The sequence below is a fragment of the Bradyrhizobium sp. genome (assembly GCF_019242285.1).
Taxonomy (GTDB): domain Bacteria; phylum Pseudomonadota; class Alphaproteobacteria; order Rhizobiales; family Xanthobacteraceae; genus Bradyrhizobium.
On the sequence record NZ_JAFAVV010000164.1, the window covers coordinates 1 to 16,799 of the forward strand.

Below are 16,799 nucleotides of genomic sequence, written 5' to 3' on the forward strand. Positions count from 1 at the left end.
CAGGGCGCGCAGGACGAACAATTGATCGAAATTCTGCGCGAAGCCGCAGAGGAAGGTGAACACCGCATACCAGAGCACGGTGATCTGCAACACGCGGACGCGACCGTAACGGTCGCTCAGGGCGCCCGCGAACCAGCCGCCGAATGATGACACCACCAGCGTCACCGTCCCGAGCAGACCGGCCTCGCCGCGCGAGATCTGCCAGGTCGTAAGCAGGGTCGGAATCACGAAACTGTAGATCTGCACGTCGAGCGCATCGAGCGACCAGCCGCCGAAGCAGCCGGCCATGGTCCGCCGCTCACCGGCGGTGAGCTCCCGCATCCATTGGAACATTCGCGTTTCCCCGTTCGTGTTGCGATTTTTGCCGTATTATTCCGGGGTTTCGGCACGCTTTCCAACCACTCATTTGACGTGGACAGTTGCATGGAATTCATGACGGCCGTCTGCTGCGGCGCATCGACGCGCAAAACGTGCATACTTGTCCAGTTCGCGCGACGACACGCTTACCGAATTGCAACAGGCTCGATGTTTCAGTGGGCTAGCGTGAGTTCCGGCACGCAAAGGCGTACCGATTCGGATTACACACGCGCGATCTGGAACTTGGCAGGTGGTGTAAATGCCCTACTTCGAATTCGACCTCGTCACTGGCGACGAGTTCAAATGCCAGGGTGGCATGATCCTCGAAGATACCGAAGGCGCGATCGAGAAGGCCAACAGCCTCGCAAGTGAGCTTTCCGTCGCACGTCCCGAGCTGTTGGAATGCGGCTATGCAGTTCGCGTCACCGACGAGAGAAGCAAGGAGCTCTACCGCGCCTTGATCGGGCGCTAGTTGAACTCCCGGATTTGACGTTCGGTTGCGATGGTCAGATCCGGGCGGCAGACCGACCGGCGGTGCCGCCGGTCGCAAGGACCGCCTTGGCCGCAGCCAAAGCGTCGCCTGGCGCAAAAGTGAACTGACGAAGGCCGTACGCTTGGTACCATTTGTGCCTGAGGCGGCCTTGATTCCGGCGGGTGGCGCGGACGAGGCGCTTCGTGCGGCGTCCACGAGCCGGCGCATTTGATTGACGCATGAGCCTGATTTTTTTCAAAAGGTGTTTCAGTGACCGCGATTATTCATCACCTCGGAAACGCGCTGTATTGGTCGGCCCTCGGCCTTGCCGGCATTCTCTTGTTCGAGCTTCCTGCGACGATCTTTGCGTATCTCGGGTTCGTGCGATTGACGAGCACCACCGAGGCGCTTGCGTCCACCTTCATCTATGCCGCGATGGCGGGTCTGAGCTGGGTGGCCGGCAAGGTGCTGAGCTACGTGGTTGCCCGGACGTGAAGCGCGTTCCGCTCCTGGAAGGGAGGGTCGCTTCGCCGAGACGACGTCAATGTCCGAGAAGACCTTCGCGGTCTGGGCGCTGTTCCAGACCTTCCAGGTTCAGGCGCGATGTCCGCGGTAGCAGCAGCTTCGCGCGCGGCCTGGATCGCGGTCCTCAGATCACCTTGTCGTGTCGCATGTCCCTGACCTCGTCAGGGGAGCAGCCGAGCCATTCGCCATAGATCGCTTCGCAATCTGCGCCGAGAACGGGAGCGCATTTCAGCGGAACCTGACTGTCCGACATCCGCAGCGGCCAGCCCGGCACCGTGACCGGACCGCGCAGGGGATGCTGGATGGTCTGCATCATCCCGCGCTTGTGCAGATCCGGGTCGTGCAGCAGTTCGAGCGTGGTGAGGACGGCGCCGCAGGGAACGCCGGCCCCGCCGACGATCCGGGTTACTTCCTGCTTGGTGCGCTTCGAGGTCCATTCCGTGAGGACCGCATCCACGGCCGCCTGGTTCTTGCCGCGGGTGGCGCTGTCGACCATGCGCGGATCGCCGAGCAGGTCCTCGCGGCCGATCGCCTTCACCAGGCGGCGCCAATGCTCTTCGTTGCCCCGCGAGGCAAAGATGTAGCACCAGTCGTCGAGCCCGCCCGGCGCGCATTTGTAGAGGCCGCCGGGCGCCGTCCCGGTCACCCCGTTACCGCGACGCGGCATCTGCTCCTTGTGGGCGGCCTGGTAGCTCATCGGCGTGCGGCAGTAGTTCAGCATCGCGTCGCGCATGGCGATCTGGATGTGTTGGCCGCGGCCGGTCGTGATGCGCTGATAGAGCGCGGCGATGATCCCCATGGCGCACAGCATGCCGGTGCCGGTATCGCCGATGGTCGGGCCCGGCCGGACCGGTGGTTGGTCGGGAAAGCCGTTCACGCCCATGGTGCCGCCCATCGCCTGGGCGATCATGTCGAAGGCGAGATAGTTGGCGTGCTCGCTCTCCGGCGCGAAGCCTTTGACCTGGGCGAAGATCAATCGCGGATTGAGTGCGCTCAGCCGCGGATAGTCGAAGCCCAGGCGTGCGAAGGTACCTGGCGCCATGTTCTCGATCAGGACATCGGCCTTGCCGATCATCCGCGTCAGCAACGCCTTGCCGCCCTCGCTCTTGAGATTGCAGGTCACGCTGCGCTTGTTGAGGTTGTAGTAGATGAAGTAGTGCGAATCGGCGTCAGGGCGATCGGAAAATCCCCAGCGGCCCGGCTCACCGCGGTTTGGCTCCTCCACCTTGACCACGTCGGCCCCGAACCAGGCCAGCGCCTCGGTGCAGGACGGTCCGGCCTCGAACTGGGTGAGGTCGAGCACTTTGATTCCCTTGAGCGCCGGCTGGGTCCCGGTCGCGATCCCTGGCTGCACTACCTGTTCCTGCATGGCGACCCTCCCGATATGGAGCCGCGCCGCCAATCGCCGCGGCCCCTTGATGCGTCACTCGATCAGCTATGCCAGGCGAACTCCTGCGCCTTGCGGGCGGAACCCTGCGAGATCACGACATTGACCAGCGCGGGGCCGCGGAAGCTCATCGCTTCGTCGAGGGCACCGCGCAGATTGTTCGGATCCTGCACCAGGAAGCCCTTGCCGCCGAAGGCCTCCATGACCCGGTCATAGCGCGCGCCATAGATCAGCGCGTTGGGCTTCAGATTGAACATCGGGTCTTGCGGGATCTGCGGCATGCCGGGACCGATGCCGCCATTGTTCAGGACGACGATCTTGGCCGGGAGATTGTAGCGGACCAGCGTCTCCATCTCCATGCCGGAGAAGCCGATCGCCGAGTCGCCGGAGAGATGGATGACTGGCCGGTCGGGATGCGCCACACAGGCGGCAATGGCCTGGCCGAGGCCGACGCCCATCGTGCCGTAGGTGCCGGCATTGAGGCAGGAACGGGCATTGAAACTCGGCAATTGCGTGAGGCCGATATCCATGGTGCCGGCGCCCTCGGCGCTGAGGATGGCGTTCCGCGGCATCCAGGCGGCAACGTCGCGCAAGGCCCGGTAGTAGCCGGCCGGCGCGGTATCGTCGTCGATCTGCGGCCGGATTGTCGCTGCGTTGTCGGTCGTCTTCCTGGCGATCGCCTGCCGCCACGGTGAGTCCTTGGCGTGGAACCACTGGCGATTGTCGAGCGCCTTGTTGAGCTGGCTGACGATCGCCTTGCCGTCGCCGACCAACGCCACTTCGGTCGCCTTGTTGTGGCCGATCTCCTCGGGCGCGATGTCGAGCTGGATGACCTTGACGTCCTTCGCAAAGCGCGGCGGCAGGCCGAAATGGAAGATCCAGTTGAACCGCGCGCCCATCAGGAAGACGACGTCGGCCTGTTGCAGCGCAAGCGTACGTGCCGCCCCGGCCGACAGTGGATGATCGTCCGGCATCACGCCCTTGCCCATCGGCGAGCGAACGAACGGCAGTTGCGTGCGCTCGATGAAGGCGCGGACCTCGTCCTCGGCGCGCGACCACGCCATGCCCTTGCCAAGGAGCACGAGCGGCCGCTCGGCCCGTTCGAGCAGGCTCAGCGCCGCTTCGACATTCTCCATCGGCGCGACCATCCGCGGCGGCTCGCCGACCGGCTCCACCTCGACGACTTTGTCGAGTTCGCATTTGCCCCTGATGATGTCGTGGGGCACGTCGAGATAGGTGGCGCCCGGCCGGCCGTAGGTCGCGTTCCTGGTTGCCATCTCGACGTAATAGGGGATGCGGTGCACGCTCTCGATGCCGTGCGCGAATTTGCAGAACGGCGAGGCGATCAGCACCTGCCGTTCCTCCTGGAACGCGCCCATGCCGCCGCGATAGGTTTCCGAGGCGCCGCCGATCAGGATCATGGGCCAGCAGTTCTGTTGGGCATTGGCGAGACCCGCGAGACCATGCACCACGCCTGGGCCGGTGACGGTGAGGCAGGCGCCGGGGCGGCCGGTCAGATAGCCATAGGCCCCTGCCGCGTAGGCGGCGCTCTGCTCGTTGCGCATCCCGATATAGGCGACGCCTTCCTTCTGCGCCGCCACCGCGATCGCGGTGACCGGAAATCCGACGATCCCGAACAGGTGATCGATACCCTGCTGCTTGAGGCTCCGCGCGATCAGAGTAGCGCCATCGACTTCGCTCATGGTTTCCCCCCCTCGTGACCGATCGAACTTTAGCCGCGAGTTTTTGATCTTAGCTGCGAGATTATGCATAGATGGCAGAAGCGCGAAAGCGCTCTGCTTTCAGACGTGCAATGCAGCCGAGCATTGGGTCCCGCCGTTTGGACGCTATTGGCCTTCGCCTCTTTTGCTGCGTCTGCACAAAGACGGCCGTTGGCGGCGCGCAACGGCCAGGACCGAGAATTATGACTACGCGCCCTTAGATGCCGCGCGTGATGTTGATGACGAAGGCAACCGCGACGCCGATGATCATGCCGACCAGTCCATACGCGCAGCCGAAGATCACATGCCCGAACAGGGTGGAGGTGGTGAGCAGGCCGTAGAACGCGCCCGCCGCCCCGCAGCCGAGCGTGATGACGGCGAGGCTGCGGTCGTTTCGCGCCTCGATGCGATGCTGCCGCTGCTCTCGCGGACTGAACACGCGCGGACCGAACGGCTCCGCCGATCCGCATTGCGGGCAGCGGCCGGCGTTGACGGAGACCGCGTGGCCGCAGTCGTGGCAGTTGGTCAATTGGCGTACAATCTGGCCCATGGGCTGAATGTAATCCGTGCAAAGCGGCTTTCAAAGCGACATGCAGCGCGGGAAATCGCCGGGATGATGTCCTTTCCCATCGCACCCGGTTCCCGATAAAATGGAAGCTATTATCGTCCCCCCGTCGAAGGGTTCGCAATGCCCCTCCCTCCTCGCGCCGACGGCGCCCGCGTCCTGGCCGATCTCAACGCGCTGCGCGCCATCGGTGGCTACAGGACCGGCGTGCACAAGCCCACCTTCTCCGCGCCGCATGTGCAGTCGCTGCACTGGCTCGCCGCTCGGCTGCCGGACGCGCAGCTCGCCGCCGCGATCGACGGCATCGGCAATGTGCTCGGCACCAGCGCGAAAGCGGGGCCAAAACTGCTCGCAGGCTCGCATCTGGAGAGCCAGAACCATGCCGGCTGGCTCGACGGACCGCTCGGTGTCATCTATGCGTTGGAGGCCGCCCGCGTGCTCAATCCCGATCCCGGCGTGTCCGGCGCCGTCGAGGTCGCGGCCTGGTGCGACGAAGAGGGCCATTTCGGCTCCTTCCTCGGCAGCCGCTCCTTCGTGGGCGCCCTGAGCGAGGCCGAAATCGACGCCGCGCGCGACCGCAACGACGGCCGCTCCATGCGCGAGGCGCTCGAGAGCGTGGGCCTGGGCGGCAAGTCGCGCATCGTCGCCGAGCGCGGACGGCACATCGGCTATTTCGAGGCTCATATCGAGCAGGGCGACACCCTCGAAAGCGAAGCGCTCAAGATCGGCATCGTCACCTCGATCGTCGGCATCTGGCAATACCGCATCACCTTCACCGGCGCGCAGAACCATGCCGGCACGACGCGGATGGCGATCCGTAAGGACGCCGGCCTGGCGCTGGCGAAATTCGCCGTTGCGATCGATGAACGTTTCCCAAAACTCTGCGGTCCGCGCACGGTTTGGACCACCGGCCGCATCACCCTCGATCCCGGCGCGCCCAGCATCATTCCAGGCGCCGCGGAGATGCTGTTTCAGATCCGCGACGTCGACCCGGCGGTGATCAATCAGTTGGAGGCGGAGCTGCACGCAATGGCGGACGCCGTCACCGCGCAGGGCGGTTGCGCGGTAACCGTCGAATGCATTCGCACCGGTGCGCCGGCGCTGATGGAGGGCGGCTTTCAGGACGCGATCGAGGCGGCAAGCCGGAGCTTCGCCGGCGGAAAATCGCTGCGCATGCCGAGCGGCGCCGGCCACGATGCGCAGGTGCTGGCCACCATCATGCCGGCGGCGATGCTGTTCGTGCCCTCAATCGGCGGCATCAGCCATCATTGGACCGAGAACACAGCCGATGCCGACATCGTGACCGGCGCGGAAGTGTTCGTCGAGACCTGCCGTCGCCTGCTTTCAGCTTGATCCGTGAGGCTCTAGCAGCCCCGGCAGATCGAGCGGACCATCCGGTCGACCTTGGCGTCCTCGCGATCGAGGGCGGGATCGCCGGTGCCGAGCCCCGGTCCCTTCATGGCTGCGCTGGTGCCGCCCGACGAGAGGGCCGTTCCGGCCGAATTGGTGCCGGGCGCGGTCGGGCTGGTGCCGAAGGCACCGCCGGTCACGGCGGAATGGTGCATTCCTATTCCGCCGCCGTGCCCGAGGCCACCGCCCATGCCGCCACGGCCGAATGCAGCCGCCGGCACGGCCGCGGCAAGTGCGACACAAAGAATGACGAACTTTTTCATCGTGAGGACTCCCTTGCGTGATCCGCGTGATCAGGATTCCCTGGCCAACGAATCAAACGGCGAGTCGCGCCGGGAGGTTCCCCGCGCTTTATGCGCCGCGGCCGCAGTGCTAATTTGGTCCCGACATTGCCGAAAGGAACGATCGATGCGCGTCTTGTTCGCCTTTGTGATGCTTGCGGCATGGGCCGCGCCTGCGCTCGCGCAGGACCACGTGCAGGGTTATGGCGAGGCCGACAAGGAAAAGTCGATGCTGCAGCAACAGGAGGAAAAGGACCGCCAGCGTGCCTATCAGCGATCGCTCGGCAACATTCCCGACAAGGGTCCGTCCGATCCATGGGGCGCCGTGCGCAGCAATGATGCGCCGAAGGGCGCCGCCGCGCCGGCAGCGAAGGCGAAGAAGACCAAGACCGGTAACGCCAACTAGCGGCGTCGCCGCCGGCCCCTCATTGTCAACGAACGAACCCGTTGACCCGACTGTCGTTTCTGCTACGCACGGCGCCGTCCAAGTCGGATCGCCACGCGGTAAGCCGGGGGAAGCAATGAGATTGCTGTTGTCGCTGCTCGCCATCATCGTGCTCGATCGAGGCGCCTTCGCCGCGCAGCAGGACTGCAAGACGATCGCCGATTCCGCGCTCCGGCTCACCTGCTACGACAAGATCAATCCGCCGATTGCGACGTACCCGATCCCGCTGCCGAAACCGGCTTACGGTCGCCCGGCGCCCTCGCCGGCCGCCGACACCGTGAACGCGTCCGATCCGGATGACGCGGCGGTGACCGAGAAGATGCGCAGCATCTGCCGCGGCTGCTGAATCCGGTCCGATTCCTGCAACGGCCGGTATGGCGGCAAAACGCCGCCGCAGTTCCCCTCTAGCAAACCGCTGCTGTTTCCAGCGGCCGGGCCATGGCATATCTGCCAACGACATGAACCTGCTTGAATCCCTTCCCACGGTGATCGGAACCGCGGCGGTTGCGCCTGCGCTGTTCATCCTGTGGCTCGTGGTGGCCGCGGGCGACCGGTCCGGGCCGCCGGTGCGGATCTGGACCGCCTTCCTGCTCGGCGCTGCCTCCATCTCGCTGCTCGGCCTGTTGCGAACCCCCTTCGCCCACATGATGGCCGGGGCGCAAAATGTCTATTTCGCGCAGGCGTTGCATTCGATCTTCGCCGTCGCGCTGCCGGAGGAAACGGTCAAGATCCTGGTGATCGCCGCCGTCTCGGCTTCCGCAGCGCGCCGGCCGGCGGCCGACCCGATGGACACCGTGGTCTATGGCGCGGCTGCGGGCCTCGGCTTCGCGGCCTACGAGAATCTCGCTTATCTCGAGCAGCATACGGACATGTGGCGCTCGCTGGCGGCGTTGCGCAGCGTGCTCACCGTCCCCTTCCATGGCGCGCTCGGCATCATCGCCGGCGCGTATCTGGCGATCGCACGCGCTGGCACTGCGCTCGGCGCCCACCGCCACAACCGCGATCTCGCGCGCATCTTGAGCTGGGTTCTGATGGTGCTCGGGCCGGTCAGCCTGCACGCCAGCTTCGACTTTCCGCTGCTGATGCTGCAGCGCGACCAGGACCTCGACCCCTCGACGCGGCTGTGGCTCGGCGCCGCGAGCATCGTGATCGGCTTCTGCTCGATCGGCTTCGCCGCACGGCTGGTCCGGCGGCTGGCACGGCATCATGCGCCCCGCACCGAGCTCGCCCGGCTGCGGCTCAGCCAGCTCCGCCGCATGTGGGCCGTGGTGCTCGCCGGCGGCGGCGCCGGGTTCATCGGGCTCGCTTTCGTGTTGACCTCGGTGCATCACTGGCTGCTCAATCCCGACCGCAATGTGGCGGCCGTGCTGGTGCCGATCGGCCTCGTCGCGATCCTGCTCGGCGCGGCGCTACTGGTTGTCACAACCACGATCTATTTTCTCGGCCGCAACCGGATGCGGACAACCTCCGAGGGCTTTTCGTCGGCATCCGGCGGCGGGTAATATGGACCCGCCGAAAAAAAGTAGCGGAGTTCTCCCATGACCTCTCCTGACGATATCAGCCGCCTGCAATCGCAAGTGAGCGCCACCGTGCGCGAACACTGGAAGGCCTTCCTGTTCGAAGGCATCCTGCTCACGATCCTGGGCCTGGCCGCGATCATCCTGCCGCCGCTCGCGAGCCTCGCAGTCACCATCTTCCTCGGCTGGATGTTCCTGATCAGCGGCATCGCGGGGCTCGCGCTGACCTTCTGGGCGCGCGGCATGCCGGGCTTCTGGTGGTCGCTGATATCAGCCGTCCTCGGCATCATCGCCGGCATCATCCTGCTTGCGCAGCCGGTGCAGGGCGTGGTCACGCTCACCATCGTGGTCGGCGTCTATTTCCTCGCCGAAGGCGTCGCCACCATCATGTACGCGCTGGAGCATCGCCGCGAGCTCTCCGGTCGCTGGTCGTGGCTTCTGGTCTCGGGCATCGTCGACATCGTGATCGCGGGCCTCATCATCATGGGCCTGCCGGCATCGGCGGAATGGGCGATCGGTCTTCTGGTCGGCATCAACCTGTTGTTCGGCGGCAGCACCCTGATCGGAATGGCGCTCGCCGCGCGCAACGCCTGATGTTTTGGGGATGACAATCAGGCCGGCCTGCGCTATGAGGCCGGCCATGATCAACCGCGCCCCCAGCACTTTCTGGTATTTTAGCTACGACAGCTCGCTGGCGGTGGGAGGATCGCGCTCAATCTGACGAATTGCAGCAACAAGTCCGAACAAGCCGCCAGACCTGGCGGCTTTTTGTTTGGCCGGCAGGTCCTTCCAAACCCTCGAGGAGAGCCAGCCATGTTGAGCACCACCGACGACCTACGTATCCGCGAAATCAAGGAATTGAGCACGCCGGAAGACGTGATGCGCGAGATCCCGCGCACGCTGACCGCGACCCGCATCGTGATGGCGTCGCGCAACGCCATCCACGCCATCCTGAACGGCACCGATGACCGCCTCCTGGTCGTCGTCGGTCCCTGCTCGATCCACGATCCCGCTGCCGCGGTGGATTACGCCGGCCGGCTTTCCGCCCTGCGCGAGCGCCTTTCCGACCGCCTGGAGATCGTGATGCGGGTCTATTTCGAGAAGCCGCGCACCACGGTCGGCTGGAAGGGCCTGATCAACGACCCCGATCTCGACAACTCTTTCGACATCAACAAGGGCCTGCGGCTCGCCCGCAACGTCTTGTCCGCGGTGAACAATCTCGGCCTGCCCGCCGGCACCGAATTCCTCGACATGACGACGCCGCAATACATCGCCGACCTTGTGGCCTGGGCGGCGATCGGCGCGCGCACCACCGAGAGCCAGATCCATCGCGAACTGGCCTCGGGACTGTCCTGCCCGGTCGGCTTCAAGAACGGCACCGACGGCGACGTGCGCATTGCCGCGGAAGCGGTGCAGTCGGCCGCGCACCCGCATCATTTCATGGCGGTGACGAAAGGCGGGCGCTCGGCGATCGCGGCCACCTCCGGCAATGAGGACTGCCACATCATCCTGCGCGGCGGCCGCGCGCCGAACCACGATGCCGCGAGCGTCGAGGCGGCGGCGGCAGAGCTTGTACGCGCAGGCGTCGCTCCGCGCATCATGATCGATGCGAGCCATGGCAACAGCGGCAAGAAGCCGGAGAACCAGCCCAGGGTGATCGCCGATGTCGCAAGCCAGCTTTCCGCCGGCGAGCGGCGCATCCTCGGCGTCATGATCGAGAGCCATCTGGTCGCCGGCCGCCAGGATGTCGTGCCGGGCACGAAGCTCACCTATGGCCAGAGCATCACCGACGGCTGCATCGGCTGGGACACCACGGTCGAGGCGCTCGACGTGCTGGCCGACGCCGTGGTCGCGCGGCGGCAAGCCTGCCGCCAGGACGCCCACGAGCGCTCGGCATAGGCAGACGAACGATCGCGGCTGGCGCCACCGCCAGCCGCGATCGCCTGTCGGCCCGGGTGATGGTGCACTGAACGCCGTCGAAAAGCCCAATCGATCAGATCGCGCTCAACCCCAGCCAGCCCGTATAGAGCCCGACCAGCACGATCAGCGCCGCCGAGACGTAGGGCGCGCGATGGACGTAGCGGCTGAAGCCGGACCAGCGCCGTTCGACGTGGCGCAGGCTCAGCGCCGCCAGCACGCCGGCCGACACCATGGTGATCGCAAGGCCGATGCCGAAGCACACGACCAGCGCAAAACCGAGGCTGAGCTCTCTGAGCTGGATGCAGAGCAGCAGCACCGTGATCGCGGCCGGACAGGGGATCAGCCCGCCGCCCAGGCCGAACAGCACGATCTGCCAGGTCGTTACCCCGCGGCCCGCGAAGCGTTTGCGGATGTCGGCCGCATGGGCGCGGGCATGCGCATCGTCCTCGTCGCCGAGATCGATGTGCGAATGATCGTGGTGATGATGATCATCATCATGGTCATCATCGTGGTCGTAGCGGTGGTGGTGGTGATGATGGTCTTCCGCGCGCTGCTCGCGCCAGGTCCTCGACGCCATCCACGCGGCGATGCCGATGATGACGACGGCCGAGGCGATCTGGAAGTAGGCCTCGCTCTCCTCCGCACTCCACTGCCGCCCGAAATACAGGCCGCCGAGCGCGACCGCCCACACGATCGCGGTGTGCGAGATGGTCGCCGACAGCCCGAGCAGGGTCGCCTGCAGCACCGTGCCGCGGATCGCGATGATGAAGGCCGCCATCATGGTCTTGGAATGGCCCGGCTCCAGGCCGTGCAACGCGCCGAGCAGGATCGCGCTCGGCACGAACAGCCAGGCATGCATGGTGCTCTGCTGCAGCAGTGTCGACAGTTCGGTCATCGCTTCACTTCAGGTAGGTACGGACCACGTCGATCAGGTCGGCGGCGCCCTTCGCCCGTTCGGCATCCTTCTCATGCGCGGGATCGACGACGTGATGACGGATGTGATCCTCGAGCAATTCGGCGGTCAGCCCGTTCACCGCGCCGCGCACCGAGGCGATCAGCATCAGGACGTCGGCGCAGCCGATCTCAGCCTCGAGCGCGCGCTCGACCGCCTCGATCTGCCCCTTGATGCGGCGGACCCGGCCGATCAGCTTTGACTTCTGCTTGATGGTGTGTGACATGGCCTATAATATAGGGGGGTACCCTATATGGATCAAGCTGTTCTTGATCCCCGGCGTTTCACCTTGTCCGCAGTTGGCAAGGGCGCATGCCGCCATCGAGGATCGACTGACCGCAGGCAAGATCGTGGTCGATGTCGGTCGACCGTCTTCCCGGCAGCGAACTTCCCGGCAGCGAATGTGTCAGAACCCTTCTTCGACCGATCGCTCAGTGAAGGTGGCGATCGAAGAATGCGCGGATTCGCCGCCGCGCATCGGCCTCCGTGGGCTCGTGATAGTAGGCCCCGATCAATAGCCCCAGCGTGCTGAACATGACGGAGTCGTGCTTGTTGAAGAACGAGTGCCCGGCGTCCGGATATTCCTTCACGTCATGATCGATGCCCTGACGCGCCAGCGCCTGCTCCAAGCGCGTGGCCGCACCGCGCAGCGTGCGGTCCTTCGCACCAAAACTGCCGACGATCGGACAGGCGCCAGTGACCACGGAATCGATATCCTTCGGCACCTCGCCATAGTTGACAGCGGAAACGTCGAAGCTGTGGCCGGATGCGGTGTAGAGCGCGAACGCGCCGCCCATGCAGAAGCCCATGATGCCGGTCTTCCCGGTGCAATCCGGCCGCGCTGCCAGATGGGCGCGCACCGCGTCGACGTCGTCGAAGGCGACGCCGCGACGCGCGCGCAGGTCACGGAACGTGGCCACGAGACAGCGCATCTTTCCCGCCCAGGAGAACAGATCGGGCGCGGCAGCGAGATATCCGGATGCTGCCAGCCAATCGGCATGGCGCCGCAAGTCGGGCGTCATGCCCATGATGTCGTGGATCACCACGACACCCGGCCACGGGCCGGCGCCCACAGGGGTCGCCACATAGGCCGATAGATCGTGGTGCGGGGTTCTGATCTGAAGATCGGGCATGATCGATGCTCTCACAGACGACGCTGGCGGGAGACCGGCGACCGTTCGACCGGCTCGCGCGCGAGATACGCCTTTGCTCAACAACCTGAACTGGAATTGCGTCAGGCGGAAGACGCTCGGCCAGCCCTCAGAACGCTCCCGCGACCGTTACCCGGATCGCCAGCGGCTCGACCGGGTGCAGCACATAGTCCATGACGCCGTTCCGGCACACCGCGGCCGGCGCCGTCTGCACGGGATAGCAGAGATTGTAGAGACTGTCGGTCTTGAGCAGCGAGCCATAGGCATAGGTGATCTGGTTGCTCTTCGCGTTGAACAGATTGAACGCGTCGAGCTGGACGCGCCAGCCATTCTCCGTGCGATAGCCGATCCGGGCATTGAAGATGCTGGTCGCAGGCGAGCGGAAAGCGTTGCCGAACGTCCATCCACGCCACCGCTGCGTCAACGCTACTCTCATCATCAAGGCCGGGCGCGCACGTCTAACTTGTTTAATCAAAGCGAGTTGTCATTTGCGACGATATGGGTCTCTGTCGCTTGCACGAGGATGGCAATTGAGCAAGCACCGAGTATGATGTCAATTTCAATTCATCATACTCGAGCCTGCGAAGGAGAGACCGCACATGCAGCGCCTGACGATCACGATCGACGACGACCTTCTTGCCGAGGTGGACGGCTTCATGGCGCAGCGCGGCTATGCCAACCGCTCCGAGACGTTCCGCGACCTGCTGCGCAGCGGTCTCGAAAAAGCTGATCTCGGCACCGGCGGCCATCGGCACTGCATCGCAACCCTGAGCTATGTCTATGATCACGCCGCCCGTGAGTTGCCCAAGCGCCTGACCCGGGAGTTTCACGAGCACAACGATCTCGCGCAGGCCACCCTTCATGTCCACATCGATCACGACTCCTGCCTGGAGGTGACGGTGTTGCGCGGGCGCGGCGACGAGGTGAAGGCGTTTGCCGAGCACGTCGTCGCCGAGCGTGGCGTGCGCCACGGCCACGTCGTCATGATGCCGGTCGAAAAGGCGACGTCGCCTGGTCATCGGCATGCCCATCCGCGCAGGAAATGACTCCGGATTCCGGGCTCGATTCAGGAACTATTCCCCTCCATAGATTGGAAAAGTTCTAGCCGCACCGGCAGCGAAATGCAGCCCGCGCGCAAGCGAGAAGGCGCTTTCGATGTCGTGCCCTAGCTGTGCCAGACTCACGACGTTACCAAGCCTTGATTGCATCGGATGGTTTCAACCCGTCGGTTGAGTACGAGTCGCGTGAGTTGCTGCCAATGCGGAGAAAAGCTTTCGGATTCCTGTTTGCCGTGGTCGGTTGCGTGCCGGTTGCGATCGCTCCGCTGAGACCGATTGCCGCAGCCGGTGAGTGCCAGGTTGCGCCGGGAAACGAAACGCCGAAAGGCTATCATTGGCGCGGTCGCAGCGAGCAAGGAACTGGCCGCCAGTGCTGGTATCTGCAGCGAGACCGTGCGCCGTCTCCTTCGCAGGCGGCGGCCGCATCCTCTCCGGCTGCTGCATCGCCAGCCGCGCCGGTGCCGATCCCGGCCGAGCGTCCGGCCGTCAGCGAAACTGCGATGCCGGCACCGGTCGCAAACGCGCGCGACGAACTGACGCGCCCCCCGGCCGAGACCAGAGGTCTGCCGGGCGCTCCGATGCCGGTTGCGGATCCGGCGGTCGAACCGCGACAGGAAGCTCCGGCGATCTTTCCACCGCGGCCGCCGCAGCCGGGCCAGCGGTTCAGCCAAGAACCTGGCCAAGAGCCTGGCCGAGAGCCCAGTCGGGTACCCGTGCTGTCCGCTTCGGCGGATGCATCGTTGAGCGGCGCGACGCCTGTCGAGGCGCCGGTCTCGCCGACCATCTTCATCTTCATGGTGGTCGGCGCGCTCGTCGTTGCCGAGCTCGCCGCCAGCACGCTGTTTCCGCTTTGGCATGCACGGCGGCGATCGAAAATCCGGCCGGCGCAACGACGTCAGACGCGGCCTCGTTCCAGGCTCGATGCGCCGTCGCTCTCGCCGGAGCCTTTGGTTCTGGCGAACGACAAACGCTATCCTCAGCCGCTCGACCGCGAGACCCGGCTGGATCACGTCGAGGGGCTGCTGGGGCGGTTGGCGGACCGGGATCCTACCCCGGTCGTGCGGCCCGACTCGCGCAGGGCTGCAAGGGCATCGAGATAATCGGTCGCCCGTAGGCGAATTCGGCAACATTCGTTCGATCCGCGAGGAACCTTGCGATCGGCCGCGCCGATTTCCGAACGCGCTCAGCCGTCATTGCGTGAGAGCCGGCAGCAGCCGGCGCGAGACGATTCTTACCAATGAGAGGGACGCCCCTGCTCACGTTCGCGCTTCGGATTTGCCATCTTTTGCCAGCGCCCATGCCAATATCATGCCTCAAATGCGGAGCATTGGCCTTCTCTAGAGAAATTCTAGATGGGCATCGGACGGGGTGATCGATCGTGCCCTAACAAGGCCAAACAGGACGGCGAGCGTCCCGGCACCGCGTTATATCTCCTGGGGGAGAGCGTCGCGGCTACAATTACTTGGGGGAGCAGCGCAATGTCGCGTCAGCAAAGCAGCGTCTATTATCCGGAAGACCTCGCACTCCTGGGGAATGTGCTCGACAAGGTCGTTGCGTCGTTGCCGGAAGATCAGCGAACGCGCTCCAATCGAATCGAGGTGGCGAAGAACCTGCTGGCAAGCGCGGCCGCCGGCGAGAGCGACCCGACCAGGCTGGAGCTGACGGCGCGGATCAGTGTGAAGCCGGTCGCGATGCCCGAGCGACGGCACGAGCCTCGTCCCAAGGGCAATCCCTTCGCGATCTGCTTCCGCTACCAGGCCCAGACGGCGTAGCTGACCCTCGTTCGCTGCGTCGGGCCCATCGGCCGTATTGCGCGAAGCGCCATCGATGACGGTGGAATCAGTGCGAGTGAAAGCGGCCGCCGCCCGGCCCGGCAGCGGAATCCCACCTCGACCGGCGTGCGCATTCGCGGCGATTTCGCCAGTCGGTTCAAGCTGATCGCCCGCCCGAGGCCGCCGCAGCTGAATTTTCTTCTTTCTTTTTTTCAGAAAATATGCATACTGGCGCGTATCCCGCCGCCGCATGAGGGGCGCTTCGCGATCGTCACGGACGTTGGCAGCGGGATGCGATGGACGCTTTGGCGCGCCAGACGAGCGCGCTCGAAGCGGACGGCGAAATCGTGTGGTCCTGGTGCCGCGACGCTGGCGCTAAGCTGTTCGGTGATGATCCGGAGAGCGACGGGGGCAAGAGAGCCCGTTCCCCGAGGAGAGCACGCCATAAGCGTTAACACCATCGCGCAGGGAATGCCGGTGATTTCGGCTGAACCTGTGGTAACCGCCGCGTGCGTTCTTGTTGCACGCGGGCCATGGGTGAGGCTGAACCACCCGGCATTCCCTGCGCCCTCTCCTTGGAGGGCGGCCTCTCACGACCCGGGCGCCTCGCGCCGCGGGACGGTCAACTCATGTCCAGATGGCATCAATCGAATAGGCGTCGATGCCCGTCCGTCCCAAAGCAGGTCGAGCAGGAACTATCCCCTGGTGACGTCGACCAGCTCGGCACCGTCCAGCACCTCGGCCGCCCTGGCGCGATCGAGATCGCCTTCCCAGGCCGCCACGACGACGGTCGCCACGCAATTGCCGATCAGGTTGCCGAGCGCGCGTGCCATGCCGATGAACCAGTCGACGGAGAGCACCAGTACGAGACCGATCGCCGGAATCGTCGGCACCGCGTTGAGCGTCGCGGCGAGGATGACGATCGCCGAGCCGGGCACGCCGTGCGCACCCTTCGAGGTGACGAGCGATATGCCGAGCACCAGCAACAGGTCGCCGAACGACAACGGCGTATTGGTCGCCTGCGCGATGAACACCACCGCGAGGGTCAGATAGATCGAGAAGGCGTCGAGGTTGAACGAGTAGCCGGTCGGCACCACCAGGCCGACGACCGAATCCTTCACCCCCATACGCGTCAGCTTGCGCATGATCTGCGGCAGCACCGCGTCGGACGACGCAGTCGCCAGCACGATGGTCAGCTCCTCGCGCATGTAGGCGAGGAACTTGAGGATGTTGATGCCGGCGAGCCGCATCACGAAGCCAAGCACG

At 65.1% G+C, this 16,799-nt stretch carries 20 protein-coding genes and 1 pseudogene; 11 read left to right on the forward strand and 10 right to left on the reverse strand.

All coding sequences use genetic code 11. The features are described 5' to 3' along the window. A partial coding sequence (locus JOY90_RS06005; RefSeq protein WP_291690231.1) for an MFS transporter occupies window positions 1-333 on the reverse strand: 333 nt, incomplete at its 3' end. A 283-nt stretch (window positions 334-616) separates the two neighbouring features. Here JOY90_RS06005 and JOY90_RS06010 point away from each other — a divergent pair. Beyond that, complete coding sequence (locus JOY90_RS06010) at window positions 617-829, forward strand: hypothetical protein (protein WP_291690232.1); 213 nt, start codon at window positions 617-619, stop codon at window positions 827-829. A gap of 270 nt (window positions 830-1,099) precedes the next feature. Further along, window positions 1,100-1,324 carry a hypothetical protein gene (locus JOY90_RS06015; protein WP_291690233.1) on the forward strand — a complete coding sequence of 75 codons (225 nt, stop codon included), beginning with the start codon at window positions 1,100-1,102 and terminating at the stop codon, window positions 1,322-1,324. Window positions 1,325-1,478: 154 nt separating this feature from the next. Here the strand turns inward: JOY90_RS06015 and JOY90_RS06020 are convergent, their stop codons facing one another. The 3 genes from JOY90_RS06020 to JOY90_RS06030 all read right to left on the reverse strand — a co-directional run bounded on the left by JOY90_RS06020 (window position 1,479) and on the right by JOY90_RS06030 (window position 5,012). Then, window positions 1,479-2,723 (reverse strand): CaiB/BaiF CoA-transferase family protein, encoded by a 1,245-nt coding sequence (locus JOY90_RS06020; protein ID WP_291690234.1) that lies wholly within the window; start codon window positions 2,721-2,723, stop codon window positions 1,479-1,481. A gap of 62 nt (window positions 2,724-2,785) precedes the next feature. After that, a complete protein-coding gene (locus JOY90_RS06025) occupies window positions 2,786-4,444 on the reverse strand; it encodes a thiamine pyrophosphate-binding protein (RefSeq protein ID WP_291690235.1) in 1,659 nt (552 codons plus the stop codon). A 235-nt stretch (window positions 4,445-4,679) separates the two neighbouring features. Further along, window positions 4,680-5,012 (reverse strand): hypothetical protein, encoded by a 333-nt coding sequence (locus JOY90_RS06030; RefSeq protein ID WP_291690236.1) that lies wholly within the window; start codon window positions 5,010-5,012, stop codon window positions 4,680-4,682. Between the two features lie 138 nt (window positions 5,013-5,150). On the opposite strand from JOY90_RS06030, the gene JOY90_RS06035 reads away from it, so the two are divergent. Further along, window positions 5,151-6,380, forward strand: a complete 1,230-nt coding sequence (locus tag JOY90_RS06035; RefSeq protein ID WP_291690237.1) for a Zn-dependent hydrolase — start codon at window positions 5,151-5,153, stop codon at window positions 6,378-6,380. An 11-nt stretch (window positions 6,381-6,391) separates the two neighbouring features. On the opposite strand, the gene JOY90_RS06040 is transcribed toward JOY90_RS06035, so the two are convergent. Further along, a complete protein-coding gene (locus tag JOY90_RS06040; RefSeq protein ID WP_291690238.1) occupies window positions 6,392-6,700 on the reverse strand; it encodes a hypothetical protein in 309 nt (102 codons plus the stop codon). Window positions 6,701-6,845: 145 nt separating this feature from the next. Between JOY90_RS06040 and JOY90_RS06045 the strand changes: the two genes are divergently transcribed. The 5 genes from JOY90_RS06045 to JOY90_RS06065 all read left to right on the forward strand — a co-directional run bounded on the left by JOY90_RS06045 (window position 6,846) and on the right by JOY90_RS06065 (window position 10,579). Then, window positions 6,846-7,124 (forward strand): hypothetical protein, encoded by a 279-nt coding sequence (locus JOY90_RS06045; RefSeq protein ID WP_291690239.1) that lies wholly within the window; start codon window positions 6,846-6,848, stop codon window positions 7,122-7,124. A gap of 115 nt (window positions 7,125-7,239) precedes the next feature. Then, window positions 7,240-7,509, forward strand: a complete 270-nt coding sequence (locus JOY90_RS06050; RefSeq protein WP_291690240.1) for a hypothetical protein — start codon at window positions 7,240-7,242, stop codon at window positions 7,507-7,509. A gap of 112 nt (window positions 7,510-7,621) precedes the next feature. Beyond that, window positions 7,622-8,665 (forward strand): PrsW family glutamic-type intramembrane protease, encoded by a 1,044-nt coding sequence (locus tag JOY90_RS06055; protein WP_291690241.1) that lies wholly within the window; start codon window positions 7,622-7,624, stop codon window positions 8,663-8,665. 36 nt (window positions 8,666-8,701) lie between these two features. After that, window positions 8,702-9,274, forward strand: a complete 573-nt coding sequence (locus tag JOY90_RS06060) for an HdeD family acid-resistance protein (RefSeq protein WP_291690242.1) — start codon at window positions 8,702-8,704, stop codon at window positions 9,272-9,274. 219 nt (window positions 9,275-9,493) lie between these two features. Continuing rightward, a complete protein-coding gene (locus JOY90_RS06065; protein WP_291690243.1) occupies window positions 9,494-10,579 on the forward strand; it encodes a 3-deoxy-7-phosphoheptulonate synthase in 1,086 nt (361 codons plus the stop codon). A gap of 94 nt (window positions 10,580-10,673) precedes the next feature. On the opposite strand, the gene JOY90_RS06070 is transcribed toward JOY90_RS06065, so the two are convergent. From JOY90_RS06070 to JOY90_RS06085, 4 genes and pseudogenes are all read right to left on the reverse strand, one after another. Beyond that, window positions 10,674-11,495 (reverse strand): nickel/cobalt efflux transporter, encoded by an 822-nt coding sequence (locus JOY90_RS06070; RefSeq protein WP_291690244.1) that lies wholly within the window; start codon window positions 11,493-11,495, stop codon window positions 10,674-10,676. Window positions 11,496-11,499: 4 nt separating this feature from the next. Continuing rightward, window positions 11,500-11,778 (reverse strand): metal/formaldehyde-sensitive transcriptional repressor, encoded by a 279-nt coding sequence (locus JOY90_RS06075; RefSeq protein ID WP_291690245.1) that lies wholly within the window; start codon window positions 11,776-11,778, stop codon window positions 11,500-11,502. A gap of 205 nt (window positions 11,779-11,983) precedes the next feature. Beyond that, window positions 11,984-12,685, reverse strand: coding sequence for a dienelactone hydrolase family protein (locus tag JOY90_RS06080; RefSeq protein ID WP_291690246.1), 702 nt, complete (start codon window positions 12,683-12,685; stop codon window positions 11,984-11,986). A 127-nt stretch (window positions 12,686-12,812) separates the two neighbouring features. Beyond that, window positions 12,813-13,094, reverse strand: a pseudogene (locus JOY90_RS06085) (TonB-dependent receptor); the annotation flags it as partial. Window positions 13,095-13,302: 208 nt separating this feature from the next. Between JOY90_RS06085 and nikR the strand changes: the two are divergent. From nikR to JOY90_RS06100, 3 genes are all read left to right on the forward strand, one after another. Continuing rightward, the gene (nikR, locus tag JOY90_RS06090; RefSeq protein WP_291690248.1) at window positions 13,303-13,749 is read left to right on the forward strand and encodes a nickel-responsive transcriptional regulator NikR; all 447 of its coding nucleotides are present in this window, start codon (window positions 13,303-13,305) and stop codon (window positions 13,747-13,749) included. Window positions 13,750-14,261: 512 nt separating this feature from the next. After that, entirely contained in the window at window positions 14,262-14,861 is a 600-nt protein-coding gene (locus JOY90_RS06095) for a hypothetical protein (RefSeq protein WP_291690249.1), read from the forward strand. A gap of 378 nt (window positions 14,862-15,239) precedes the next feature. After that, a complete protein-coding gene (locus JOY90_RS06100; protein WP_291690250.1) occupies window positions 15,240-15,533 on the forward strand; it encodes a hypothetical protein in 294 nt (97 codons plus the stop codon). Window positions 15,534-16,228: 695 nt separating this feature from the next. Here the strand turns inward: JOY90_RS06100 and JOY90_RS06105 are convergent. Further along, window positions 16,229-16,799, reverse strand: a 571-nt coding sequence (locus JOY90_RS06105) for a cation:dicarboxylase symporter family transporter (RefSeq protein WP_291690251.1), incomplete at its 5' end; no start/stop codon positions are given.